At 38.5% G+C, this 26,321-nt stretch carries 20 protein-coding genes and 4 pseudogenes; 6 read left to right on the top strand and 18 right to left on the bottom strand.

The window, feature by feature from the left end; all coding sequences use genetic code 11:
* Nucleotides 1-14 precede the first annotated feature (14 nt).
* Complete coding sequence (locus LQ188_RS01200) at nucleotides 15-647, bottom strand: FMN-binding negative transcriptional regulator (RefSeq protein WP_230175791.1); 633 nt, start codon at nucleotides 645-647, stop codon at nucleotides 15-17.
* A gap of 118 nt (nucleotides 648-765) precedes the next feature.
* Between LQ188_RS01200 and LQ188_RS01195 the strand changes: the two genes are divergently transcribed.
* Entirely contained in the window at nucleotides 766-2,151 is a 1,386-nt protein-coding gene (locus LQ188_RS01195) for a PLP-dependent aminotransferase family protein (protein ID WP_230175790.1), read from the top strand.
* A gap of 408 nt (nucleotides 2,152-2,559) precedes the next feature.
* On the opposite strand, the gene LQ188_RS01190 is transcribed toward LQ188_RS01195, so the two are convergent.
* Nucleotides 2,560-3,171 carry an FMN-binding negative transcriptional regulator gene (locus LQ188_RS01190; protein ID WP_230175789.1) on the bottom strand — a complete coding sequence of 204 codons (612 nt, stop codon included), beginning with the start codon at nucleotides 3,169-3,171 and terminating at the stop codon, nucleotides 2,560-2,562.
* Nucleotides 3,172-3,563: 392 nt separating this feature from the next.
* On the opposite strand from LQ188_RS01190, the gene LQ188_RS01185 reads away from it, so the two are divergent.
* Both LQ188_RS01185 and LQ188_RS01180 read left to right on the top strand, forming a co-directional pair.
* Nucleotides 3,564-4,487, top strand: coding sequence for a LysR family transcriptional regulator (locus LQ188_RS01185; RefSeq protein ID WP_260358001.1), 924 nt, complete (start codon nucleotides 3,564-3,566; stop codon nucleotides 4,485-4,487).
* A gap of 116 nt (nucleotides 4,488-4,603) precedes the next feature.
* Nucleotides 4,604-5,242 (top strand): HD domain-containing protein, encoded by a 639-nt coding sequence (locus tag LQ188_RS01180; protein ID WP_230175787.1) that lies wholly within the window; start codon nucleotides 4,604-4,606, stop codon nucleotides 5,240-5,242.
* Nucleotides 5,243-5,702: 460 nt separating this feature from the next.
* On the opposite strand, the gene LQ188_RS01175 is transcribed toward LQ188_RS01180, so the two are convergent.
* The 5 genes from LQ188_RS01175 to LQ188_RS01155 all read right to left on the bottom strand — a co-directional run bounded on the left by LQ188_RS01175 (nucleotide 5,703) and on the right by LQ188_RS01155 (nucleotide 12,535).
* Nucleotides 5,703-6,746: an aldose epimerase family protein gene (locus tag LQ188_RS01175; protein WP_230175786.1), complete on the bottom strand. Its 1,044-nt coding sequence runs from the start codon at nucleotides 6,744-6,746 to the stop codon at nucleotides 5,703-5,705.
* 272 nt (nucleotides 6,747-7,018) lie between these two features.
* Entirely contained in the window at nucleotides 7,019-8,413 is a 1,395-nt protein-coding gene (locus tag LQ188_RS01170; RefSeq protein ID WP_230175785.1) for a sugar porter family MFS transporter, read from the bottom strand.
* A 316-nt stretch (nucleotides 8,414-8,729) separates the two neighbouring features.
* Entirely contained in the window at nucleotides 8,730-10,154 is a 1,425-nt protein-coding gene (gene araA, locus LQ188_RS01165; RefSeq protein ID WP_230175784.1) for an L-arabinose isomerase, read from the bottom strand.
* A gap of 52 nt (nucleotides 10,155-10,206) precedes the next feature.
* Complete coding sequence (locus LQ188_RS01160; RefSeq protein ID WP_230175783.1) at nucleotides 10,207-10,902, bottom strand: L-ribulose-5-phosphate 4-epimerase; 696 nt, start codon at nucleotides 10,900-10,902, stop codon at nucleotides 10,207-10,209.
* A gap of 22 nt (nucleotides 10,903-10,924) precedes the next feature.
* Nucleotides 10,925-12,535 carry an FGGY-family carbohydrate kinase gene (locus LQ188_RS01155; protein WP_230175782.1) on the bottom strand — a complete coding sequence of 537 codons (1,611 nt, stop codon included), beginning with the start codon at nucleotides 12,533-12,535 and terminating at the stop codon, nucleotides 10,925-10,927.
* Nucleotides 12,536-12,872: 337 nt separating this feature from the next.
* Here LQ188_RS01155 and LQ188_RS01150 point away from each other — a divergent pair, with 337 nt between their 5' ends.
* Nucleotides 12,873-13,961 carry a GntR family transcriptional regulator gene (locus LQ188_RS01150; protein WP_101225144.1) on the top strand — a complete coding sequence of 363 codons (1,089 nt, stop codon included), beginning with the start codon at nucleotides 12,873-12,875 and terminating at the stop codon, nucleotides 13,959-13,961.
* Between the two features lie 44 nt (nucleotides 13,962-14,005).
* Here LQ188_RS01150 and LQ188_RS01145 read toward each other — a convergent pair.
* A pseudogene (locus tag LQ188_RS01145) lies at nucleotides 14,006-14,195 on the bottom strand (IS110 family transposase); the annotation flags it as partial.
* A gap of 269 nt (nucleotides 14,196-14,464) precedes the next feature.
* On the opposite strand from LQ188_RS01145, the gene LQ188_RS01140 reads away from it, so the two are divergent.
* Nucleotides 14,465-14,641, top strand: coding sequence for a small acid-soluble spore protein H (locus LQ188_RS01140; protein ID WP_286141452.1), 177 nt, complete (start codon nucleotides 14,465-14,467; stop codon nucleotides 14,639-14,641).
* A gap of 119 nt (nucleotides 14,642-14,760) precedes the next feature.
* Here LQ188_RS01140 and LQ188_RS01135 read toward each other — a convergent pair whose 3' ends face one another.
* Both LQ188_RS01135 and LQ188_RS01130 read right to left on the bottom strand, forming a co-directional pair.
* Entirely contained in the window at nucleotides 14,761-15,021 is a 261-nt protein-coding gene (locus tag LQ188_RS01135; protein ID WP_101225145.1) for a hypothetical protein, read from the bottom strand.
* 78 nt (nucleotides 15,022-15,099) lie between these two features.
* Nucleotides 15,100-15,543 (bottom strand): Lrp/AsnC family transcriptional regulator, encoded by a 444-nt coding sequence (locus tag LQ188_RS01130; protein ID WP_101225146.1) that lies wholly within the window; start codon nucleotides 15,541-15,543, stop codon nucleotides 15,100-15,102.
* Between the two features lie 119 nt (nucleotides 15,544-15,662).
* Here LQ188_RS01130 and LQ188_RS01125 point away from each other — a divergent pair, with 119 nt between their 5' ends.
* The gene (locus LQ188_RS01125; protein WP_101225147.1) at nucleotides 15,663-16,226 is read left to right on the top strand and encodes a cysteine hydrolase family protein; all 564 of its coding nucleotides are present in this window, start codon (nucleotides 15,663-15,665) and stop codon (nucleotides 16,224-16,226) included.
* A gap of 225 nt (nucleotides 16,227-16,451) precedes the next feature.
* Here the strand turns inward: LQ188_RS01125 and LQ188_RS01120 are convergent.
* The 8 genes and pseudogenes from LQ188_RS01120 to LQ188_RS01080 form a co-directional block, all read right to left on the bottom strand.
* Nucleotides 16,452-16,721 (bottom strand): annotated as a pseudogene (locus LQ188_RS01120) (flotillin family protein); the annotation flags it as partial.
* A 336-nt stretch (nucleotides 16,722-17,057) separates the two neighbouring features.
* Entirely contained in the window at nucleotides 17,058-18,593 is a 1,536-nt protein-coding gene (locus tag LQ188_RS01115; RefSeq protein WP_230175997.1) for a glycoside hydrolase family 32 protein, read from the bottom strand.
* A 105-nt stretch (nucleotides 18,594-18,698) separates the two neighbouring features.
* Nucleotides 18,699-20,162 carry a glycoside hydrolase family 68 protein gene (locus LQ188_RS01110; RefSeq protein WP_230175781.1) on the bottom strand — a complete coding sequence of 488 codons (1,464 nt, stop codon included), beginning with the start codon at nucleotides 20,160-20,162 and terminating at the stop codon, nucleotides 18,699-18,701.
* Nucleotides 20,163-20,302: 140 nt separating this feature from the next.
* Nucleotides 20,303-21,577 (bottom strand): ABC transporter substrate-binding protein, encoded by a 1,275-nt coding sequence (locus LQ188_RS01105; protein ID WP_230175780.1) that lies wholly within the window; start codon nucleotides 21,575-21,577, stop codon nucleotides 20,303-20,305.
* Nucleotides 21,577-22,743: a response regulator gene (locus tag LQ188_RS01100; RefSeq protein WP_230175779.1), complete on the bottom strand. Its 1,167-nt coding sequence runs from the start codon at nucleotides 22,741-22,743 to the stop codon at nucleotides 21,577-21,579. Before LQ188_RS01100 ends, LQ188_RS01105 begins: the two co-directional genes overlap by 1 nt.
* A 5-nt stretch (nucleotides 22,744-22,748) precedes the next feature.
* Nucleotides 22,749-24,551, bottom strand: a complete 1,803-nt coding sequence (locus tag LQ188_RS01095) for a sensor histidine kinase (protein WP_230175778.1) — start codon at nucleotides 24,549-24,551, stop codon at nucleotides 22,749-22,751.
* A gap of 258 nt (nucleotides 24,552-24,809) precedes the next feature.
* Nucleotides 24,810-25,127 (bottom strand): annotated as a pseudogene (locus tag LQ188_RS26775) (iron chelate uptake ABC transporter family permease subunit); the annotation flags it as partial.
* Nucleotides 25,128-25,750: 623 nt separating this feature from the next.
* Nucleotides 25,751-26,103, bottom strand: a pseudogene (locus LQ188_RS01080) (VOC family protein).
* Nucleotides 26,104-26,321 lie beyond the last annotated feature (218 nt).

Here is a 26,321-nt window from a genome sequence, read left to right as displayed (position 1 = left end):
TAGTAATATGCCAATCATTCAATTAACCCTTTACGTTGCTCACGCATCCATTGCGCAACCTGAATTTCCCCTTGTTCATTTGATTTTTCAAGCTCTGTAATAATCGCTTTGTAATCAGTGTCATTACGATTTTGACTCATTTTGGCTGCAGCTTGAATAGATGTGATTTCAATTTCAAAGCCAACTATTCCTTTCATTTCACTCTTAAGCAACTCTGGATCAAACGTTTCCCAGGTCCGGCCATTTTCTCGATGCGACTCATAGTGATTAAGCATAGTATCCAAGGAGGAAATCAGCTCGTCTTCAGTGATTACACGAGCTGATCCATACGCATGTACAGCTAGATAGTCCCATGTAGGAACCTCTTCGCACTTATACCAACTTGATGAAATGTAAGCGTGCTGCCCTTGAAAAATCAGTAACACATCACTATTATTGTCTAAAGTTTTTTTCTGCATGTTTCCGTATGCAATGTGGCCAGTCGCATAGATTTTCCCTCCATCTTCCCGAATTTCCAAAGGAATATGCGTAGCCATGGGACGATGTTCATCAACAGTAATCAATAAGGCAAACGGGTTAGACTTCATAATTTGAACAGCCTCTTCATTTTTCATACGATATTGCTTAGGAAAGTACACATTAATCATCCTTTCAACTTGCATTAGAGTTTTTAAAAATGAATATCCGATAAAAAAATAGTATTATACAAATTGACATGAAAAAAGGTACAATAATAAACAAATATACATGTCAGAGGGAATGCAAATGAATAATACCATTTTTACTTTTAATGATAACTCCCCAAAATACAAACAAATCTACGAAAAATTTAAATCATATATTGAACAAGGAGACATTTTGGCGAATGAGCAATTACCCTCCATTCGTCAACTTGCAGATTCCTTACATGTAAGCCGTAATACAACTTTACTGGCATATGAACAACTTGTTGCTGAAGGGTATATTCGTGGAGAGGGCAGAAAAGGTTACTTTGCAAATGAGTTAGAACCCCTAATATTTCAGGAGCCATTAATCTCTTATAATAAAAAGCAGGCTGAGTCCAAGAAACCTCCGGTAGTTAATTTCAGGGCAGATGCCGTTGATCAAACACATTTCCCACTGAAAATTTGGAGGAGAATTGCTAACCAAATATTAACATTACAGGATAGCTTTCGATACGGGGAACCATTTGGGGAAGAATGCCTGCGCGAACAAATCTCCACATATTTATTCCAATCACGCGGAGTGAAAACAAATGCAAATGCAATTATTATCGGAAGCAGTACCCAACAAATGCTTGTATACCTTGGGCATATACTGAAGGATGAATTCCAGAGTATTATAGTTGAAGACCCTGGTTACGACGGTGCTAGGGAAGCTTTTCAATTCCATCGATTTATGTTTGAAACTTTGCCGGTTTATGAAACAGGTGCTGAACTTTCCCAATTAGAACAAATGAAATCACGATTAATCTATGTAACCCCTTCCCATCAAAGTCCAATTGGAGTAAGCATGTCTATTCAACAACGGCAAATGCTTATTCATTGGGTTAACAAGATTCGTGGATATATTATTGAAGACGATTATGATAGTGAATTTCGCTATACACAAAAACCATTTCCTGCTCTTGCCTCCATTGATTCAGCAAGAGTCATTTATTTAGGGAATTTCTCGAAGTCCTTTCTTCCAGGAATTCGTTTAAGTTATATGGTCTTGCCACAGCCATTATTAAATCGTTTTAAAAATCAGTTTCTTCATTTTGAAGCTACCACCTCCCTGCTTAGCCAGCTTACAATGGCTAAACTTATGGAAGAGGGAGAATGGAGTCGACATATTAAACGAATGCGCCTTGTTTATAAAAGAAAAATGCAGCACTTAGTATCCGCATTAAAAGAGCAATTCGCTCAAAATATATCAATTATTGGTGAACAATCCGGTTTGTATGTATTAGTCAAGGTACATCTGAAGCATTCAGAAGATTGGTTAATTCAACAAGCTTCCTTTCATGGCGTTACGGTGTATCCTACGTCCCTCTACTTCATTAAAAATAACACCGAAGGACCAATGGTTAAACTAGGTTTCAGTAATCTTTCTGTCGATGAAATTGATGTGGGTGTGAAACTCTTAAAGAAGGCATGGATAATAGGATAACTCTATAATTCTTTGAATAAACGAATTGTAGCTATTTTATTTGAATGTTTGGTGTTGCAAAAATAATCTTCATAGGAACCTTTCTAGCATTATTAGTTATTGGATTTGAAGCGAGCTTCACATTTTTATCCTATGCAATGGACACACTTTCTATGGGGACAGCTTATGAATATGGACGGGAATTGGTGCGTCAGGTAGAGCAACATTTGGCATGATTTTATACGAATAAACTGAATATTGGAATATTTAGTTTTTATTAGGAAGGCATTAAGTGCTACTTTAGGTCTAAAACTTGTTACTTAATAGATAAATTGAAGGATAATTTTAAGCCTAATTTCCATCTGAAATTAGGCTTAATTTTTTAACAAATCTACCACAGTAGTTTAATAAGACAAAGTCGGATATCTTTTAATTTTGTAGATTTTTCTTCATAAGAGATGCTACTTGTATATTATCTTGTTGAGAAGTGTTTTCTAGATGCTTAATAATTAATTCTCGACGTTCCAAAGGGTGATTTTGACTTAATTTAGCTTTCGCTTCAATTTTTGTGATTTTTATTTTAAATGCTACAATCCCTTTACTCATTCCTTCGATAAATCTGGAATCTACATCGTTTAAATTGTATGGGCTATCTGGACTTTCATATTTGCTTACCATATCATTTAGAGAATCGAATATGACTTTTTGATCTTCGACAATCCCCATATTTCCATATAAATGGATAGACACATAATTCCAAGTAGGAACTGCCATCGTTGTTTCATACCAAGACGGAGATATATAACAGTGAGGACCTTGGAAAACCGCAAGAACTTGTTGGCATTCCATATCCTTCCATTGTTCGTTTGGAAGGGCAAAATGACCATATAAAGCACTTTCACCTTTATTTAATATGAGTGGAAGATGGGTAGCGTACGGTTCTCCATTGTGTTGAGAAAATAAAGTGGCAAAGCTGTACTTTTCGATAAAATCATAAATTATTTCTTCATCCTTGAGGTGAAAATGTTTAGGTATATACATGATTTACCTCCTCCTTGATAGGGCCTTTGTAATTTGCGGCTATCTCCAATTTTTAAAAATCTTAGTATTATATGAGATATTTTATTATGTAAACTGACATCTTAAAAGGTACAATTATTAATAATTGTACATGTCATAGCTGAGGACCCTTTTGGACCTTCTCCGCGGATATAGCCTGTATAAGATACCGGGCCCGACAGGTTATCCAACATCATAGTGAGTTATTTATGAACCAAAATAACAGATAGCTAATGGTGTTTTTTAATTTTATCCAGCAATCAGTCCAAATTATGGAATAATCCCTTAAAATAAAGTAACTTAATAACTAGATTATAATATTGCAAGCATACAGATAACCAATAATTATTTTCATTAGAAAGGATTGAAATAGTATCGAATTAAGACATTTAGAATATTTTTTAATGGTCAGTAAAGAACTTCATTTTACAAAAGCAGCTGAAAAATTAGGAATTTCGCAACCAACTTTAAGCCATCAAATTAAAATGCTTGAACAAGATGTAGGCTATGCACTTTTTAACCGTATTGGTAAAAAGATTGAACTTACTAAGGTGGGAGAAATTGTACAACAAGAAGCATTAAATATTCAAAATTCCTTACAAAGTATTTCTTCTCAAATTAAAGCACTTACAAAAGTAGAAATCGGGGAATTGAAAATTGCTGTGTTACCAGGAGAAATAACGGATTTGGTATCTACTTTATGTATTAAATTTAACCAATTGTATCCGAACATAAAAGTGTTTGTTCAAAGTACGGATGAAGTGGAAAAGGCTGTTTTAGAGAATCAAGCTGATTTTGGTATTGGTTTTGAATTCAATCGGAATGATATGTTGATGGTGACGAAGTTATATGATGAAGAATTTTACCTGATTAGTAATCAAAGTAATGGAGAGCAGAAGGTTTCATTTTCCGATGTTTTAGACAGTTCTCTTATTTTATTTCCAAATATCCATCAATGCAGAAAAATACTTGATAAAACGAGTCTTGAGGTTGGCAGGCAGATAGAACCTATTGTCGAAACGTCTAGCATTGAAGCTATCTTGAAGCTTGTTCGAAATGGGGTTGGACGCAGTTTTGTTTCGCGTACATTATATGAATTTTATGATACTGAGGATTTATTTTTCCAACGTATTGAAAAACCAACTTTGACTAGATCTGTTTATCTCGTGATGAAAAAGAATCGTTTTATCAATTATGCAGCACGTAAGTATATTAAGTTATTACTATGTGAAATCGAAAGGCTGCGTTTTCATACAGAAAAAGATGAGATAGCTTCTTTGAAAAGTTCTATATTATAGCTTTTATCTATTATTATCATAGAAAAGAATGAATAGATAAATGATAAATTCCTCTTTACAATGAATACAAGTTCATGAGAATGAGAACTATCAAATTGTAAAGGGGATTTTCAATTATGTTTCAAGAAGTAGCAGGTATTAAATTTCCAGATTCCCGATTGGCTAAAGAAGCAGCAGATCTTTTACGCGAGCATGGGGACGACTTGTTGTGGAATCATTCAAATCGTGTATTTTTATTTGGTGCAGTCAACGGAAAAAAAGCGAAGCATAATTATGATTTAGAGTTGCTATATGTTAGTGCATTATTCCATGATTTAGGCTTAACAAAAAAATTCAGAAGTCCAGATTTACGATTTGAAGTAGACGGTGCAAATGCAGCGAGAAGCTTTTTACAGCAGTATCAAATTCCAGATGAGTCGATTCGTCTTGTATGGGATGCTATTGCGTTACATACGACACCTGGCGTTGCAGAACATAAAGAGTCCGAAGTGGCACTACTCTTTTCAGGTGTTGGTTTAGATGTGATGGGAGATGGATTTGAACAATTCCCTGACGACTTGCGTGAAGAAATTATAAAAGCCTTCCCACGTAACAATTTCAAGAAGGTTATTATTCCAGCGTTTTATGAGGGCTTTAAGCATAAGCCAGAAACTACTTTTGGCAATATGAAGGAAGATATTATTGAATATTTTAGACCTGAATATAAAAATAAAAATTTCTGTGATTGTATTTTGCATTCACCATGGAAAGAATAGGGTACAAAAACGCACAACGTAACAGCGAATCGTGGTAGGAAGTTAGTAGCAACAGGAGATTCAACGGTTATTAAATTCCTTCATGTAATGTAACGGGGACAATCGTTAATTTTTGTTGCGGCATAGGATAAGCACCTCCTTTTATTGATACAAGTATCGTACCAGGAGGTGCTACGTATTTAATATGCACTGTTTAAATGGTGGCTTTCCTTTAACCGTAGTTTGCGACCCACTATCCAAGTGTTTACGCTTAGATATAAGTTATCCTCTCTCCTCCAAAACTCAGTTCGAGTGAGTGGTTAACTCTTATTCGGCGGGAATCCCACCCGATATATGTAACGAACTATGCTCGATCGCTCTGACAGGCACCGGCTGCCTATCCTAACTAGCAGCCGAATCGATGTGAAAATATCGAAACCAAATCCACCTAATCAACGCATTAACACACTAACTGGAAACTTCAGCTGAGTGGGGTCCTGACCTCAATTTTGTATTTTGTTTGGGAAGTATAATTTTCGCCTGCTAAAAGAAGAATATCTCCAAAATCCTCAAATTCAATCGCTCCTGGTGCAGCTTGGGTTTCAAATGTTATCCCGCCGTGTTGAATTAATTTTTCTCCGTGCATGAGTGGCACACCTTCCACAAAGTTTGCAGTGTAAATGACAACCGCAGGCTCTTCTGTGTATACCTCGACTGATATTTTCTGGTCAGGACTAATTAATTTTGCTGCAGTTTGATGAAGTCCTGTGCACGTTAGGAAAAATGGATGATCGATTCCTTGAACCTTTTTAACTTCTGCGTCAATTGCTTCAAAGGTTGATTTTAATTTCTTTGGGGTTCGAAAATCATAAGGCGTGCCAATTGTGCTTCGCTTTTCCCCAGTTACCGAGGTATCGTCATTTACTGGTGCAAATTCTTCAGAATAGATTTGTAAGAAATGATCATCGATTGGATTGCTGGGATGCCCTGTTAAGTTAAAATAGACGTGATTGGTCGGATTAAAAATTGTGTCTTTATCACTAGTTGCTTGATAGCTGACTGACCAAATATTTAAGTTGTCTAATGTGTAAGTCACACTTACTTTCAAATTCCCCGGAAAACCATTCTCGCCATCAGGTGAGTGGGTTGAAAAGATGATTGATGCACTTTCATCCGTCTCCTTCACTTCATAATCCCAGATTTTTTCATCGAATCCAGGGCTGCCACCGTGTAATGTATTCCCTAATTGATTTACAGATGTTTGGTAACGTGATTCACCAATCGAAAATTGGCCATTTTTTATTCTTCCAGCGACTCTTCCTATTGTTGCTCCATAATATGTTTCTTTTTTGTAATCCTCAATCGAGTCAAATCCCAATACGATATTATTACGACCCGTTTCCGTTAGGGCGAACAGATTGACGATTCTTGCACCAAAGTTTGTAACTTCCATTCTTACTCCATGTTCATTTTCTATTGTAAACAGCAAGACTTCATTTCCAAACGAGCTTTGTGATGTTTTCATTTTTTCGGCTCCTTCCCTATTAAATTCCTTCATATAAATAAAGCTAAAACACCATGAATTGCACAAAAAGTTCAGCAAACATTTTAATGGTGAAAAGCCGAAGTAGCAACTTCGGCCTTAAGATAAGGGAATCATATGAGTAAATCAACATGTTCATGATGTGTGTGTAGATCATAATAACAGAAGTATTTTCCCTTATGACCCCCTGATTTAAAATGCATGCTTAACTCTCCTATTTGCGTATAGCTTCTTTGAAATCTCATAGGTCTAATTTAAGCACTTTTTCCCTTAGCTTGTTTGCTTTCTCCAATTTTTTCAATTTCCTCCAAAGTATGACCTCGAGTTTCAGGAACGCATGTCCGGATAAATAAAACACCGAGTAAACAAATAGCACCAAAGATTGCAAAAACAGCTTCTTGAGACATCGAAGCGGTCATGATTGGAAATAGCAATCCAACCAAGAAAGAACCAATCCAGTTAAATGATGAAGCTATTCCTGATGCACGCCCGCGAATTACCAGCGGGAAAATTTCTCCAACTATGACCCAGGTTAAAGGAGCCCACGTGAATGAATAAAGTGCTACATAGATACTTAAAAAAACAACCATCATCATCGGATTTGCATTAGGAATTAATATATTCAATATTGCCGGCAAAATAAAGGATAGTCCCATAATAGTTCCGCCTATTGTTAATAAAGTACGGCGATTAAATTTATCAGCAATCATAAGGAATATTAATGAACCTAGTACGAGAATAACCCCTTGAATAATTGGCCACATCAATACTGAGCTGGCTTCATGCCCTGTTGCTTTTTCCACAATCATAGGTATATAATAAAAAATTGCGTTTGCGCCCTGGAATTGTTGAAACGCAGCAACACCCACACCAGCAATTACTAAATAACGGTATTTATTACTTAAAAGTGTACCCCAAGATGCTTTTTGATTTACCTTTGCTTCCTCTTTAACAGTTTCTTGAATTTGTATTATTTCAGAGTCAATTTGTTCTTTGTTAGAGCGAATAAAGCCCAACACCTTACGAGCTTCATCAATTTTATTGTTCTTAATTAAAAAACGTGGTGATTCGGGTAACCTTGACACTCCAATAAATAAGATCAAAGCAGGTACGGCAGCCAAACTAAGCATCAACCGCCATGCCATAGTTCCTGGTAAGTCTTTCAATAAATAAGCGACAATGTACGAAAGTAACATTCCAGAGACAATCATTGTTTGATTAATTCCTGACAGACGTCCACGTAAACGTGCCGGCGCCATTTCCGACATATAGGCTGGGACCAACGCAGAAGCAGCACCTACAGCCAACCCTAATAAAATCCGGGCAACAATCATAAAAAGGAGCCCTTTATGAGGGGATATTCCTGCCAAAATGGAGCCAACAGCAAAAATGATAGAAGATATTAAAATCATTTTGCGCCGTCCTAAACGATCGGAAAGTTGTCCGGCCAGGGCACCTCCAAAAATAGCTCCAAACATCAACGAAGAGGTAATCCAGCCAATGGCACCAGGGTTGTTTTGAAGGTTCCAATCATGTTGCAGAAAAGGTAAAGCACCCGTCATAACGCCGATATCATAACCGAAGAGAATGCCTCCAAAAGCCCCAAAAAAATAAATGAATCCACTTGAGATTTTCTTTTCATTAACCATTAAAATTCCCTCCTCAAGGTTTTAAAATTATATTTTTAAAATCCCACTACTAAAAATATTGATTGCTTTAAAGAAAGTAATAATAGTGTTTTCAAGCTACAAATATATGCTAGTAGAATCGACTTAAAAATTATTGATTAGGATGAATTCTGTGTCGTTATTGTGCTATTAAAACGCTTTCATCTTTTTCCGGAAAACTACGAACACGCTTACAAAAAAAGTGATCATACTAATGGTTACTATTTCCAGACTACAACCTCTGGAGTACCTATTTCTTCCCTCCAAGGAAGCAGAGCCTCCTTGGAGGGAAGAAACATTACTTAATAACTACGTATTCCAAGCCAACAAGTTTTGCATAGGTTATGATTTGGTCTGTTGTTAAGTTCAATGAAACAACTGTATGGTGACCGCCACCATTCTCAAGCCAAGCTTTCACTCCATCTTGGAAGTTTGGCTTCACTTCCCAAAGTACACGGGCCACTGGAAGGTTTGGTGCTGGAACAGTTGGCTCAAATGCAGAAACTTCATTAATCAAAAGTTTATAGTTTGTACCAAAGTCAGCCATGGAAACAACGACACCGTCTCCTGCTTTGCCGTCGAATACTAAACGTGCTGGATCTTCACGATCACCTATACCTAATGGAGATACGACAATTTTTGGTTTGTTACTTGCTAAAGATGGGTCGACTTCAAGCATATGTGATTGAAGGATTGATTCTTGTCCAGCAGCTAATTCATATGTGTAATCTTCCATAAAGCCAGTTGATTGGTTATGGCTCATCACTTTCAGTAAGCGATCAAGTGCTGCCGTCTTCCAATCTCCTTCACCCGCAAAGCCATATCCTTGTGCCATCAAACGTTGGACGGCAAGACCAGGAAGTTGTTTCATCCCATATAAATCTTCGAAGTTCGTTGTGAAGGCCGTGTAACCACCATCATCAAGGAAACGTTTAATCGCAATTTCATAGCTTACCTGTACCTTTACGCTTTTCTCCCAATCTTCCCTACTGTTTGTACCATAATCAAATTCATAAAGGCCTTCGTATTCTGAAAATAAAGCATCAATTTCTTCATCAGTAACCGCATTTACATATTGAACAAGGTCTCCGATTCCAAAATAGTCAACTGTCCACCCAAATTGGATTTGCGCTTCAACCTTATCCCCTTCAGTTACTCCAACGTTACGCATGTTGTCTCCAAAGCGAGCGACCTTAATGTTGAAGCTTTCGTTATAAGCAACCGCTACGTCCATCCATTGTGCAATTTGCTTTTGCACTTCAGGGCGCTCCCAATAACCTACAACAACTTTATTTTGTTTTTTCAAACGGGCATTGATAAAACCATATTCACGGTCACCATGAGCGGATTGGTTCAGGTTCATAAAGTCCATATCAATCGTTGCCCAAGGAATGCTTTCATTGAATTGTGTAGCTAAATGAAGCAATGGTTTTTGTAATAGTTTCGTTCCACGAATCCACATTTTTGCAGGTGAGAAAGTATGCATCCAAGTGATGACACCGGCAACTTCGTCACGATAATTGACTTCTTTCATGATGCTTGTGATTCTTTCTGCACTAACAGCTAAATCTTGCAATACAAGTGGATAAGGTAAAATACCGCTTTCATTTAATGCGTCGGTTATCGTTTGTGCATGCGCCTTGACCTCTGCTAACGCTTCTTCCCCATATAGATGTTGTGATCCTACGACGAACCAAAATTCCTTTTTTTCTGTTGTTAACATAATAATCCTCTTTTCTTAATTCTAATGGTTTGATAATTTAATAGAGTTGATCTTACTTTTGACCGTAATAAGCATATTTTCCATGTTTTCGTAAATAGTGTTTATCCAAAATATTTTGTGGTAATTCTTTTGCAAAATGATTTAAATCCCGTGTAAATAAATTCATTTTCGAAACTTCATCCAACACCACACTATTCATTACGGCGGATTTTGCATCTTTGCCCCAAGTAAACGGACCATGACCATGAAGTAAGACACCAGGAACGGCTAAAATGTCTAACCCACGCTCTTCAAATGTTTCGATGATTAACTTCCCAGTCTCCACTTCGTACCCACGATCAATCTCCTCTTGTGTTAGGTAGCGGGCACATGGGACGGAACCGTAAAATGTGTCTGCATGAGTGGTCCCCATCGCTGGAACATCAAGGCCTGCTTGAGCCCAGATTGTCGCCCAAGTTGAATGAGTATGTACAATGCCCCCGATTTCTTGGTAATACTTATAAAGTACTGCGTGAGTCGCTGTATCTGATGAAGGCCTCAACTCTCCTTCAACAATATTGCCATCTAAATCAACAACGACCATATCACTGGCTTTCATCGTTTCGTAATCAACACCACTAGGTTTGATAACAAATAAACCGCTTTCACGATCAATGGCACTCGCATTTCCCCATGTATATTTCACGAGTCCATATTTAGGCAAGTCCAAATTTGCTTGAAATACCTCTTCTTTCAGTTGTTCTAACACATCAATCCCTCCAGTTTTCCACTCATAACATCAAATTGTCTACAGCGGCCTGCTCAATCACTAAACCCTTCCTGTATCTTTCAATAAATGCTTCAAATCCTTTAACATCTACTTGATCAGGATAAATTTCTTGTCCATCAACCTCTTCGAATACTTTTTTGTCGAGGAAGTCTTCTAAACTTTCTTTTTGATCTTTATTCATCATGTAAGATGCAAGAATCGCCATTCCCCACGCGCCGCCTTCTCCTGCTGTTGACATAACTGATACTGGAGTATTCATTGCAGCCGCAACAATTTTTTGTCCAACAAGAGGGGTTTTAAATAAACCACCGTGAGCCAAAATACGATCAATTGCAACATTTTCTTCTTTTGTCAAAATACCCATTCCGATTTTCAAAGCACCGAAAGCAGTAAAAAGGTGAGTCCGCATAAAGTTTGCTAAATTGAATTGACTCTCAGGTGAGCGAACAAATAATGGTCGCCCTTTTTCTAATCCTGTGATATTTTCACCAGAGAAATAACCGTAGCTAAGCAAACCGCCACCATCTGGATCCGCTTCCAAAGCCTTATTCAACATTACTTCAAATAATTTATTTATATCAACCTTTTGTCCCATTGCCTCAGAAAATTCACTGAACAATCCCAGCCAAGCATTCAGATCACTTGAACAGTTATTCGCGTGAACCATTCCAACGAGACTTCCGTTTGGTGTAGTTACCAGATCAATTTCTGGATAAACTTTTGAAAGTTCTTTCTCTAGTACAATCATCGCAAAAACGGAAGTTCCTACTGAGATGTTTCCGGTACGTTTCCTCACACTATTCGTAGCAACCATTCCAGTCCCCGCATCGCCTTCCGGTGGACAAATTGGAGTGCCTGGTTGTAAATTTCTTGATCTATCCAGGATTTTCGCTCCAATTTCGGTTAATTCACCCGCCTGCTCGCCTGAAATGTAGACTTTAGGAAGAATCTCTTTTAGCTTCCAAGGATAACCTTTCGTCGCAATTAAATCGTCAAACTGCTTGACCATTGATTGATTGTAATCTTGCGTTGATTCATCAATTGGGAACATGCCTGAAGCATCTCCAATGCCAATTGCTTTATTTCCAGTCAATAACCAGTGAATGTATCCAGCCAAAGTCGTAATACAATCAATGCGAGGCAAATGTTTCTCTTCATTTAATATTGCTTGATAAAGGTGAGCAATACTCCATCGTTCAGGAATATTAAATTGAAATTGATCAGTTAGTTCTTTTGCTGCAACACCTGTTGTTGAGTTACGCCAAGTTCGAAACGGAACAAGTAGCTCCCCTGTACTGTCAAAAGCCATATACCCATGCATCATTGCAGAAAATCCAATTGAACCTATTTTTCGAATGGTAATTCCGTAATTTCGTTCAACTTCTTGCTTCATTTCACTATAAGCTGTTTGCAGACCTGTGATAATATCCACTAAGTTGTACGTCCAAATTCCATCTTCCAATAGGTTCTCCCACTCATAACTTCCAGATGCGATAGTTTCATGTTCATTATCAATCAACACCGCTTTAATACGAGTGGATCCAAATTCGATTCCAAGTGAAGTTTCTCCCCCGGTAATCGCTTGTTTAATTTTTAATATATTCGTTTGCACGTTAATCCCCCTTCTGTCAGCGCTTTCAATAAAAGGAGGCGCTTAAATGTATTAACAACCATATTATATTTTTTGTACGTACATTTGTCAACGGTTTATATTATTTATACTTACAACTTTCAAGCGGAATACTCCATCCTCACCTTAAAGTCATAAATTTGTATTAAAGGAAGTTATACGACATGAAATAAAAAGGTAAATAGGGGGGATTTATAACTTTATACAAAAAATAAGATGATTTGTTTTAATTCATTCAAAGTTATGTTAAAATATGTCCGCACAAATATTTTAAGCGCATAAATTAGAATGCAAACAACTATGAAAGAAGTGAGGTTTAATGAAACCAAAGTATCAGGTAATCATTGATGATTTAAAAAATAAAATCCTTACAGGTGAATATAGTGTAGGCGAACAAATTCCTACTGAATCCGTCATGCAAGAAATGTACAACGTTAGCCGACACACAGTACGAAAGTCCATTTTAGAATTATCAAACGAGGGATTCTTGAGAAGTGAAAAAGGATCTGGCACATATGTTAGTAACCAATATCAATCATCTGGTGGCAATTCCAAAAATAAAACGATCGGTGTTATCACGACCTACATTTCTGATTACATTTTCCCTTCTATTATCCGCGGAATTGAAAGAAGATTGAATGAAGATAATTATTCGTTACTATTAGCCAGTACAAATAATGATGTCGAACAAGAAAAAAAAGCCTTGGAAATGATGTTGTCATTTGGCGTGGATGGTTTGATTATTGAACCTACAAAAAGCAATCTATACAATCCCAACATCGCTTACTACCTATTGTTTAAGGAACAAGAGGTTCCATTCATCATGATCAACGCTTATTATGAAGAATTAGAGGTTCCTTTCTTTTGCCTGGATGATGTGCAGTCAAGCTACCTCGCAACAAAAGAACTGATTTCGAAAGGACACACCCAAATTGGAATCATTTCGAAAATGGATGATTTACAAGGAAAGTATCGAATGAAGGGATATATAAAAGCACTTGGAGAAGCCAAATTACGCTTTCAACCAGAGCAATTGCTTTCGTATACTACAGAAACGAAGCTAGACCTATACACAAACTTGAAAGAGTTCCTAAATGAAAATAGAGACGTGTTGACTGCCATTGTTTGCTATAACGACGAGGTAGGGTTGGAAGTAGCAAATGTATGCAGACAACTTGATATTTCTATTCCCGAACAATTATCGATTATTGGCCAGGACAATTCTTATATTGCGAAAAATGCTAATATCAAACTAACGACATTGACACACCCACAAGAACAAATGGGACATGATGCAGCTGATTGGGTCATTAAGAAATTACAAGGAAAGAAGGATTTACCAAACGAAACCTATTATCAACCAGTGTTAATTGAAGGCGAAACTGTCAAAGAGTTAGACATACAATAACCTTAGTGTGTGATGCCTATAGGCTCCACTCCCACAATGGCTGCCTCCATCCATTTTATTAAACCAGCAAATCCATCTTCATTATTTTCAAATGCTAATGGGTCTACGATTACAATTCCACGGGAATTCACTGCCCTAGCCACATGTAATTGTTGGGCAATATCCACTCTAACAATATGGTGTTTATCGGAAATTCTCTCGATTAGTTTGTTTATCTTGCATTTTAAACTTTATATTAGGGTTCCTCCTAGGGTTTTGGGTTAGAGTGATGTCTTACTCCTATCTTACTGAGGAGCCCTATTTTTTTCAAAGCTGAAAAATGACGAACTTCAGGAATGCTAACCTGTTCCATAAGAAAAAGGCTGCCTCAGCAACCTCCCTTTTTGAAGTATGCACTTCTATTAGTTCAGTAAGGATGTATGGGTTCTTGGAAGTATTTTAATAAAACAAGTATCATCTAAGGAAATTGGAACAAATATTATAACTGTTCCAAACCAAATGAGGTGGCTAAACGAACAGTAGAAATTGCTTCTTCGCCAATTATGGCTAATGTAACCTACAATGAGAAAAGTATCTACATTGAGCACGTAGATGAACAAAATGGAACAGCTACAATCCATTCCGTTGATTATCCAAATAAAAAACAGAGTGTTTCTGTAACCAGCTTAAAAGAACAGTAATTTGTCAATATTTCCTCAATACATTAATAAACTTCCACCTTGGTTTGGTGGTTTCATGTTGTTAGATTAAGTTCATTGACCATCTTCTTTAACAATCTTTCCCCTTGTTTAAGTCTACACTATATCTCTTTGCCACCTCTTTGCTGGCGGATTTCTGGTTTTACCCGCATTCCTCGACATTTTGTGAATAATATGATAGCAGATCCTGCTACTACGGTAACTAACGTAAACAACCCATGTTGGCCTGTCATCATCAATACAGGAGCTAAACTAACAATTACGATATCAACCATTCCAATACCAACATAAGCAAGCGCATAATCAACTAGCGTTTTACTTTTCCCTTCTGGATCTACGATACGTAAAAAGACAATTCCCATAGCTACTGTTCCAGCGTCCTACTTGGAACGATTCAAGACGATTGGGATACATTATCCTCCTAAGAATAAAAAAATATATTATATTGTGGCAGTCAACGGATTATGTTGCTTAATCTCTTGTATTGATAGATATATAGAATAGTTCCCATAATCGAGAATTTTATTAAGAAAAAGATTCAATAGTTCTTGAGAGTTAACTTTTATTTTTAAATGGTAACAGCCTTCTCCCGATACTCGGTGAGCTTCAACTATCTCATTTCTATCATTAATAAAACGTATAAATGAATCATGGTTTGCTGTTTTCATATAAATAATGACAAATGCTGTATAAGAAAGTCCTAATTTCATTTCATCGACTATTAGAGAATAGGCTTTAATTACACCATTTTCCTCAAGTTTTTTAATACGATTTCCTACTGCTTGTCCCGTCATATGAATTTGTTCACCTAAGTCTTTCCATTGAATACGTGAATTTTCGGATAATAACCGAAGGATCTGAAAATCAATGTTATCAAGTTCCATAATAAACTCCTTTCACCATGAAATGCATTGATATAAAAGTATTTCATCAAAGTATCGATAGATTTCAATATATCATTTATCATTATATTGTACTAAAATTTTTTAAAGAGGTGGAAAAAATGAGCACAGCTTTAATCATTGTCGATATTCAAAATGACTATTTTCCAAATGGAAAGATGGAATTAAGCAACCCTGAAAAAGCAGCGGCTAATGCTGCTAAAGTTCTTGAATGGTTTAGACAGAATAACAAGGATAATATTTTTCATGTCCAGCATGTCGCAAGTGATCCAGGGTTAGGCTTCTTTCTTCCGAATACGGAGGGAGTTAAACTAAATGAAGCTGTTCTACCATTAGAACACGAAAGCATTATCATAAAACATTTCCCTAACAGTTTTTTACAGACTGAATTAGAAAGCAGATTAAAAGATAAAGGAGTAACAAAGCTAGTGATTGTAGGTATGATGACGCATATGTGTATTGATGCCACAGTCAGAGCTGCAGTGGAACTAGGCTTTGAAACTACACTTATTGAAGATGCATGTGCGACAAGAGACTTATCTTATCAAGATAAGGTCGTTCCAGCTGAACAGGTTCATTATTCGTTTGTCAGTGCACTTAACGGTATGTATGCCAATGCAATTTCGACCGAGGATTTCCTGCAAAAAAAACTAACACAACCTTGAAGCACCAATAATCTTTTATAAGTGGGAGTTTGTTTTAAAAACAAGCTCCCTTTTTTACTGATGTTGTACTTGTTATCCAAGTTATATCATGATGAATTACATGAAAACCGAGTTTTTCGTACATATTTGTTAGATATACTGATCATGCCTTTTATAAGCCAAACTATTCAAAAAAAGGTAAGAGCAAATATGTGCTCTTACCTTTCTTCACTTTATTATTCACTGTTATTCTTCCTTGCCTGCTGCCATATTCATGTTCGCTTCGACATTCTCCTGGCTGATGGTGGTAAACGGTATATTGCGCTTTCCTGAGAAATTCTCAAGCAGGTCTTTGACATCAATTCCCGAGGATGCCTTTAATGACTCCTGCAATGATGCCATTAAATCCGTAGCATAGCCAGTCACTTTATTAGCCCCGCCATTCTTACCGCGTCCACCTGTATCCACTACAGTGATCTTGTCGATATTACTAAGCGGGCTTGCCACTTGTTTTGCTTTTTGTTCCTAAATATCTTACTTCCAATAACTATCCACAGAGGAAATGCTTACACCATTTGATGAGGGGCTGTGTAGGAATTGATTACACCTATATTAATACCAGCATGTGAGGCACCAGGTTTATAGGATGATTCAAGATGAACTGGACTCATAAAAACACTAGAATTTTATTCGAAACAAATAAAGAGCTTTTTTGTGGATCAATAATCAGTATCATATAAACTAATGGTAGGTACTTTACCTATTCGGAAAATGTAGATTCTGAATAAAAGAGTCATTTCTTATAAAAGAATGTATGTGTAATCATATGAAAGGTATCTGCCAAGATGAGGTTCAATTAATCGGATCAAAATGTGTAACCTTCACATTCTTAAAGATCGCTTTGCCGCCCTCGGAGAAGAGAGTAATTCCTTTATCTTCAGCATGAGGGAATATTAAGTTTGAATAAGCAGCCTTTCCATCATCCACAAAAACTTCAATACTCGTTTTATCGACGAGAATCTTTAAATGAACCTTCTTCTTACTGACATCAAATGGTGCAGTACTTTCAACGAACCGATTCGTTTCGTCAGGTTGATCTGTGAATAATCGATTGACATAAGAGTAATTTCCTTCTGCAGAAATGCCTACGTCAACGTGGTATTTTTGATCATCTGACTCCCTGAGCCTAAATCCTGCATTCTTAAAATCCGACCATGAGAGATCTGCCTCTATTTGATAGGCATCTCCTTTAACATCAAGTGTTTCCGAGCCATCCACTTCGATTTCATCAAAAGAATTCGTTGAGCTTGTCAATTCTTTTAATGCTTCTGAAGGCTGTGAAGAAAGATAATACTTGTTCTCGCCTTCACGCTTTAGTTCAATTTGACGGACGATCGAATCCATTCCGTTAAACCCCTCTTTTAATGTCGGCGTATTGTCGGCGTAGGCCCAGTTATTCATCCAAGCGAGGGCATAGCGCTTGTCTAATTTGTCACTTGCCTTGCCATCTTCAAACGTTACTCCGCCATACCAATCGAAACCGTAGTCTAGCCATTGCGGTTCATTGTTATCTGAAAGAAATTCTGTTCCATTAAACGTTCCTGTCCAGTATGCATAGGTGTTGGGTTTCCCTGCTGCTTTTCCGTTTGCACTGACGCCCAGCACCCACTTTACTGTCCCGTCATCAGCGCGGATCTGGTAAAGGTCAGGGCACTCTAAAACTCCAATGTTCTTAGTGAAAAAACTGCTCGTATAGCGCCAATCTTTCAGGTTATCAGACTCATAAAAACCTATTTTCGATCCTTCGGCCATGGTCATGACCCATTTTTGATTCGTGTTATCCCAGATGATTTTTGGATCTCTAAAATCCTTCGTTCCTGGATTTTTCATAATAGGCTCGTCACTGTAAGAGGTAAACGTCTTTCCTTTGTCCGTACTGTACCACAGAAATTGTTCTTGTTTCTGGCCATCCTTAGAGGGTTGTGTTGCGATCGCCACAAAAGCGTCTTTCCCGAACCCAGCTGTATTTTGCTTGTCTACAACGACTGACCCTGTCCATGGATCCCCATTTTGATTTGTATATTTGGGAATGGCAATTCCTTCATCCTTCCAGTGAATCAAATCTTTAGAGGTGGCATGTCGCCATTCTGTACCATTGCCATCCGGGTAATCTCCATTATAGAGGTAAAAATAATGATAATTTCCTTCATAGTAAATGGGCTTCTGTGGATCGTTTTTCCAATGATCAGGAGAAGTAAAATGATAGGCAGCCCGATATGAGTGCTTTTCTGCCTTATTTGGCGGATTAGCTTTTGTTTTATAAAATGAATGAATCAAAATTCCTGTGCTAATAACCATCCATAATCCAAGAACGAATAATCCAACCATCTTATATTTCTTTTTGTTCACTTAAACTCACCACTTTTCTCTTTTAAAATAGAAAAAAGAAAATGCCAAGTTTTCCTGACATTTTCTTTTTCTTTTCACTGGTAACTACTTAACCGTAATCTGGCCTTGTTCAAGAATACTGTCTTTTACTACCGATGTTTTATTCCCTTTAATGTTAAGCTGGAAGCTTGGGGCAAAGGTAGATTTATTGTCTTCAAAATAACCTCTGTTTGTCATGTAGCTAGTCACTACAACATTATCACTGCCTGCCTGCGGGATTGCATAGTGTGCATAGTTCCAAGTGATGTCATATGGATTTAGATCCTGATGCAGGACGATGGCCGTTTTATTTAATGGTTTATATGGGCCAGTTAAGGAATTTGACGTGTAACCTAACATGTAAATATCTTGATTATCGATTCCATCAATGGTCATTTTTGACCCTCTTGAACTTGTGAATAAATACCACTTGCCGTCCTTTTTAAAGATGTTTGGACGTTCGATTTCATCTGTGACCGTATTTGAAACAATCAATGGCTTCATTTCTTTTTTCAATGTATAATCGTCGTTTACTTCAATAATTCCAATTGCACCGTTTGCAAGTTCAGCTAACTCTTTTTTAGGGCTTTGCATAAGTTTGTTTTTTTCACTCTGGAAGAATTTATTGCTGTTGCCATAATAAGCTCTATTGTATAGCGATTCTTCGCCTTGGTAGCCATATTCTGTACCCGTATTTGCTTCAAATACAAGGTATTTGCGGCCGTTGTCTTCTACATAGTGAGGGTCTCTGAAGGTATGATTATCAGCGGAATTTCCGTCCTCTACAAATTTATCTACAGTTTGATAGTACTTGCTGTCTTTGCCTTCATAGATGGATTTGTAATCCTCAACACCATCCACTTTTAATGTTTCAGAATCTGGCTCTGAAAGATTTACTTGAGCGGTTGTTAACGTTTGTTTCCCATAATTTCCTGACTCAGGTATATACGGTTCACGGTTTGTATAGAATAAGCGAACTTCCCCGTCCTCAGTGAAAGTTGCAGAACCTGACCACTCTTCTGCTTGCTCTTTTAGGTAAGGATCATTTGGAACGTTTTTATCATTGTCATCAAATACTCTTCCAGCATTCTTCCAAGCATCAAGGGAGTCGTCGCCCACTTTTTTGTAGAATATGTAGATGAACGTATCACTCGCGTTTTTAGGATCGCCTGCTAATCCAAAAACGATATGATATCCTTTGTACTCTGCAACAGTTCCATCAGCGTTTTGCAATGGCCATGTATCCCACACATCTAAATCAATGGTTTCGCCTGATTCCGTTACTTTTTTGGCAGAAGGGATGTTTTTAATTGTGGATTCGTCAAACTTAGGAACGGCATATCTAGTATCACCGTGCTGATTAATCATCTCTTTCATAGCTGATCGAGTGATTTGTGAAGTATCGTACGTTTCTTTGTAATCTGACGGATCCTTTGGAGCTGCAAATGATTGGGTAACAGTACCGCCGAATAGAATGCCAGTACTGAGTATTCCTGCTGTTGCCTGTTTGGCAAGCCTGCTAAAGTTCATAAGTTCTTCCTCCTCGTTGTTTGCTAGTACAGTAGAATTATAGGCGATTCCTAAAAAGAGAGGTATGCCACATATTGATTGAAATTTAGTCGTATATTGATATCGCAATTGTGGAAGGCAAAAAAAGCCCCGGCAAGAGGCTATTCCTTCGAAAACCTCTCCCAGGACTTCTGATATTCATTGAGCAGCTGATTGCGGTTCAGCTGTTTCCCGACATAGAGCTGAGTCGCGGCTCCGAATTCTTCTCTAATTCCAACAGGGAAGTGAAACCAGTTAGATGGGATGGTGTTCCCATCTTTGTAATTTCGAAGAGTTTCTTCTGCGAGCGGCCCTATATCATCAGTTTTAATGTTCTTAAACGCAGGAATGAATTTGAATTCTTCCGTCATGAAGCGTTTTCCTTGTTCTGACAACACCATCCAATTTAAAAACTTCTTGGCTTCTTTTTTCTTTTCAGGAATGGACTGTTTATTTACGGCCCAATAATTTGGAACGCTGACGACAAGGGCTTCCTTTAAAGGTCGGTCATTAATCGGAATCGGCATAAAACCGATGTTCATGTCAGGCGAAGCTTGATCGATCATCGGCTGAATCCAGTTGCCTTGCTGAATGATGGCTGCTTTTTCGGAGGTAAAAAGATTCACTTCCATTGTATAGTCCGTTGACAGTGGATTATCGTTTCCGTACTTTATGGTGAGATCCAGCAGGGCAAGGAGATCCTTAAATGTTTGATTGGTACTGATTTTTTCCGTTCCGTTATTTAAATTTCTTATAAAAGCATCAGTATCCTTTTGCTGGGCAAAAGCAACATTCATCAGATGGTCGCCCAATTTCCAGTCTTCATAGTAACCTGTTGCAAAGGGAGTAATGCCTGCATTCTGCAGCTTTTCGGTAGCTGCTGTCAGTTCAGAAAGAGTGGCGGGCTGTTCAGTAATGCCTGCTTGTTTAAATAGATCCTTATTATAGATAAAGCCATACCCTTCAAGGTTAACCGGCATTCCGTAAATTTTCCCGTCCAATGTGACCGGCGTCAGGGCTTCTTTGTATGCTTGATTAATCCAGGGCTCCCCTGAGAGATCCTCCAGATAGTTCCGCCACAGCTTGGCATTTTCATAGCCGCTGTTTGTAAAGATATCCGGACCAGTACCGGTCGCCATTTCGGCTTTTAGGTCGGCGAGGTCATCCATTGCGCCTCCAACTGTATGTACCCTGATATTGACGTGGGGATTTTCCCGTTCATAAGCACGCGTCATTTCTTCAAATTGAGTGGAGATTTCCACTTTCGGATTCCTTAAATCCAGCGTGATTTTCCGCTCTGTCTTTTCCGTTTTTTTTGGTGGGGCTGCGTCCTGACATGCAGAAAGAGGCAGGCTGACGGCTCCGATTAACAAAAGGGATAAAAACCTGTTTTTCATCATGTCACCCCTTTAGATTCATGTTGATCGTTCTTGTTCCTGAACTCAAAAGGCGTCATGCCGACGACCTTTTTAAATAGCTTTGAAAAGTAGATTTCATCTTGATAGCCAAGCATGGTCGAGATGGAGTAAATGCTTTTGTCTTTTTCTTTCAGCCACGATTTTGCCTGGCTGATTCTAAGCTCCGTGATGTATTTGGACAGGGTCATTCCGGTTTCTTGCTTATACTTTCTTGAGATATGCTCACGACTTAAAAAGAAGACATTCGACAGCTTTTCAAGACTCAAATCCTCCATATAATACATGTCAACATAGGAAACCATGTCTTCCATGCGGCGGGCGGCATCTATTTCATCCAGACGGTGGATGGATCGGAAGTTTTGTTCCTCGAGCTTTTTCTGCAGAGCCTGAAACGATGTCCTGATATCCGATAAAGTTTTGACCTGCTCTTCAGTTACAAGCCTTACAGGAATATCGAACTCCTGGCTGATCCATTCCTCAACGGAGAGCCATTGATCGCGAATGGTGATAACAAGGCAGAGGTTAAGGTCCGTCTGCAGGGAAAACGCATTTCCTAATTTGCGGTCCGTAAGCTCATCTGAAAGCTTTTGGATATAGTGATCCGGATTGTGCATCTGGTAAAAGGAGAGCAGGGTCAGCTTATAGCCCTCCGATTCAGGAAGAAACTCGGCAAGGCTGATTGGATCTGAACGGTCCCCCAGACATATCGCAGTGGCTAACTGGTTTCTCCGCAGTTTTTTCACATCTTCCAGCACTTCAGCATGTTCAAAGTCATCCTTCCAGGCCTGTACCGATTTTTCCAGTGTATGATTGAAAGCCTCATACTCAATCGGCTTCAGCAGGTAATCAAAGCTGCTGTACTGAATGGCTTTACGCATATAGGAATAATCGTTATATCCAGTAATGAAAATAACTTTCCCTGGATAGGAAATGGAATCCAGCCACTCAATCAGTTCGATTCCGCCCATACCGGGCATTTTCACGTCTGTAAAGATAATCTCCGGGCGTTCTTCCTCAATCAGTGATTTTGCCTCATGGCCATTTTTGGCTTCCAATAGCTTGGTGAAACCGTAAGTTTCCCACTGGCCTAAATGGCGTATGACGTCCCGCACATTGAATTCATCATCGACAATCAGTGCTTTCACCGTATTCATCTCCTTTCCTGAAGTAAGTCTTTATCATTCCCAAGGGCAGTCTTTATCGGGATCCTCATGCTGACGGAAACCCCCTCTCCGTCATTCGAATCTACTTTCATTTCTGCACTTGGTCCATACCCTAGAAGCAGCCTGTCACGAATATTCTTCAGGCCTATATGTTCATGCGAATAAGTCCCTTCGTAAGGGGGTGTATAGATATGTTCCCGTAGACTCTGAAGCTCTTCTTCCGTCAGACCCGGACCATCATTCTCTACAGTAAAGCACAGATCGTTTCCTTGTTTTTCCCCGTTAATGGACAAATGAGCGTTGCTGTAACCTTCCTCATACGTGTGTTTAAAGAAATTCTCTGCTAGGGGCTGCAGAATCATACTTGGAATAGTCATGTCCAAAATGGACTCATCGATATTGATCGAGTAACTTACATCTTCACCAAAACGCTCTGTTTGAAGGGAGAGGTACGCTTTTGTATACTCAGCTTCATCCCGAACCCGTACCCATTGATCTGCCTGCATTGAGTAGCGCATCATTTTGGACAGCGAAGTCAGCAATTGATAGACCTTTGGTGCATTCGACCTGAGGGCAACAGCACCGATGGATTGTAAAGCGTTAAACAGAAAATGAGGATTGACCTGTGATTTTAGCGCCCTGAACTGGTTCTTCCTGTTTTCAATTTCAAGCTTATATTCACGGTCAATGTGGGAATTGATCCGGTTCATCATGTCCTTCATGTGTGACTCCAAATGGCCAATTTCATCGCTTTTGGTATCATCAAAAGGGACATTCATATTTCCGCCTTCAATGGAGCGGACTTTGCTGCTCAGCCTCGTAATGGGACGGGTAATCCTATTTGAGATAATGCCTATCATCAGCAAACCCAGTATTCCTACGCCGATGCCGACCAGGATATTGGTATAGGCGGTTTTCCTGACATCTTCATATAAAGCCTGACTCGACATGATCTTAATCAATTTCCAGCCGTTCAGTGACCCTGATAACTCCTTTGATAAGAGAATATCGTCATCATGCCGGCTCCTATTCCCCTCAAGAAGTTGCTTTTGATCGGTAGGAAGAGGTTTTCCAATCAGGGCATGATCATTTGCATACATGACGCGATCTTTTGAATCAATAAGCAAAACAGAAGAAGCGTCTCCCTGGACAAGGTTATTGCAAATGCGGGCATACTCGCCCAAATCAATGTCGATTGTAATCATCCCAAGAAACTTTTTAGAAAGAACGTCTATAATTTTGTGGTGAAAAGTCATCACCATCGTTTTGTCCGATTTTGGAACAATGGCTGCATTATTGTAATTCTCAAGAGGGTGGGGCGGCTCAATCAAATATTGTGAGTCAGATGTATACAGCTGTTTGATCGGGTCCTGGTTCAGAAAATTCGGCTGATACCTGTGTGTGCTGATCATTGCATTATAGACAGTAAATGACTCATTGTTTTTAGCAATATAGAAACGGATCTGCCGGAATTCGTTTCTCATTAGATAAAAGGTTTCGAGACTCTTTTCCGTGGTCATGGGGCTGAAATAAATGGAGTCTTCGAAGCCGTTATTAAAAATCCGAAACAGATCAGGGTTGCGGTACAGAATATATGGAAAATCAATCATGTCGTCAAAATACTGCTCCAGTTCATCCGCATTCTTCTGAAGCTGCTCCCGACTGTTCTCAAGTTCATGCTGCTCCACACTGTTTTTTGTATAAGTGTAGATGAAAAAAACGGACAGGAAATAGGGCAGAACGATGAAAATCAGCAGCATGATCAATAAACGGCTTTGTATGCTTTTCACAGGAGGCACCCCCTTTCGCAGAAGGCTCTTTTTTTGTCTGATCTTATCTTCTCACTTTAGCATCCTAAAACTATATCAAATGAAAAAACCAAGTCAATCATGCTTAAGTAGGATTCGTGTAAGGGCATGTATCCTTATATTTTGCAGTTCGGGCTTTTATTATGTTCCAATCTGCCCTGCCCCAGAGATTTGAAGATGATAAGGCAAACAAAAAAGCTGAAGACATCTTCAGCTTTTACAAAAATTATGCTTTTTCTCCTACTTCTTCATCAACAAATACATAAAATAAGGAGCCCCTATTAAAGCGATCATAATTCCCGCAGGTATGCCTTCGGGTTCAAGGATGTTTCTTTCGATGGTATCTGCCAGAAGCAGCAGCCAGGCGCGGATCAGAATCGCTACCTTGATTCGCGTTTCTTTCTCTGCCTCGGCGGTCGCTATATCGGCATCCCTCTTCACCTGGGTAATCCTTGGCATTCCGAGCGATTCAAGATATCCATTTTTATCCCGAACATCTTTAATCGTGAACGATACGATGATGAGTCCCATTTTAGCTAGATCCTGCGAGGCTATCCGGAAACAATTTGAACATTATGTAAGATACAAAAAAGAACCACTAAAGAGATCTTAAATTATATTTTTAGTTGTTTAATTTTAAAAAAGTAATTATGCAAAATAATACGTCTAATTCTATTCACTGTAATTTTTTGCATATACTAATAATTAATTACGTCTAATCTGAGTCCGAAAAGCGCTCCCGTAGAATTCTCCACAAACCTTGCTGCTAATTTAAATCATTACAGGAATGCTATTCTGCATAAAGAAAGAGCTGCCTTAAAGACAGCTCCGATTTTAGCCTGTTAGTTCTATAAGAAAAGCGAACCTTATTCAAGAATCGCGCCCGAGAACGAATATAAAAACTTAGTGGGCAGGTTTTCCAAAATTAATACATGTCTACTTCTATGGGCGCAATGCACTGTCACTTTTTATTAATAAAGAAAGTTTCATGTCCATTTGGTGGTTAGAAGTTTCTCTTGTCTCCATTCTGGAAATTGGGGTGATTATCGTGGAATTTCTAAAAGAAGTGTTGAAAGGGATTGTTTCCAGGCAATCTCATATCTCTTTCTCAGCTAAGAAAACCACCCCGCGTAGGAAAAAAAGGGTGGTTCCCGATCAATCTTATTCACCAAACATGGATCCTATTTTGCATTCTCATCAGCTTGATGAATTCCGAATATATTCCCTTCGGTATCAATATAGTATCCTTGCCACGCTATTCCAGGCAGTGCATATTTGGGCAATGCGACCTTGCGTACATTCTCAAGAATTTTGGCTTCCGCTTCGTAATAATTATCGACACCCATTGTACAAGCATCCCCATTAAGAGCTTGGCCAGCTTCCGGCGGAGGACTTTGACGCTGCATCAAAGCACCATTTCCCAGGTTCATTCTCATCGCCAGTCACGCTCCCAAGTAAGGCATTCCTGCGAAATCACTCCAATCTTGAAATGACCATCCAAATACCTCACCTTAAAATTCTTTGCCCGTTCCATGTCATCCACATGAATTTCGAGGTGAACTAATCTTCCCTTGATTACCTCCTAGTTTTGTTCAAAATTTTTCCTCTTACCGTAAGTTGATACTTATGTAGCATCATGCCTATGGTGTTTATTTATTTTTTTAAGTCTAAGATGAAGCAGGCTTTTCAATTTGAGTTAAGTCACTTCTTTATCATAGGACAGTTGCGGGAATATCTGACAAAAAAGGCAGC

It is taken from the genome of Peribacillus sp. Bi134, from assembly GCF_918698065.1.
In the GTDB taxonomy this organism is placed as follows: Bacteria; Bacillota; Bacilli; order Bacillales; family DSM-1321; genus Peribacillus.
The sequence above is the reverse complement of the archived record's forward strand: the minus strand, read 5'-3'. Positions and strand labels throughout refer to the sequence as shown.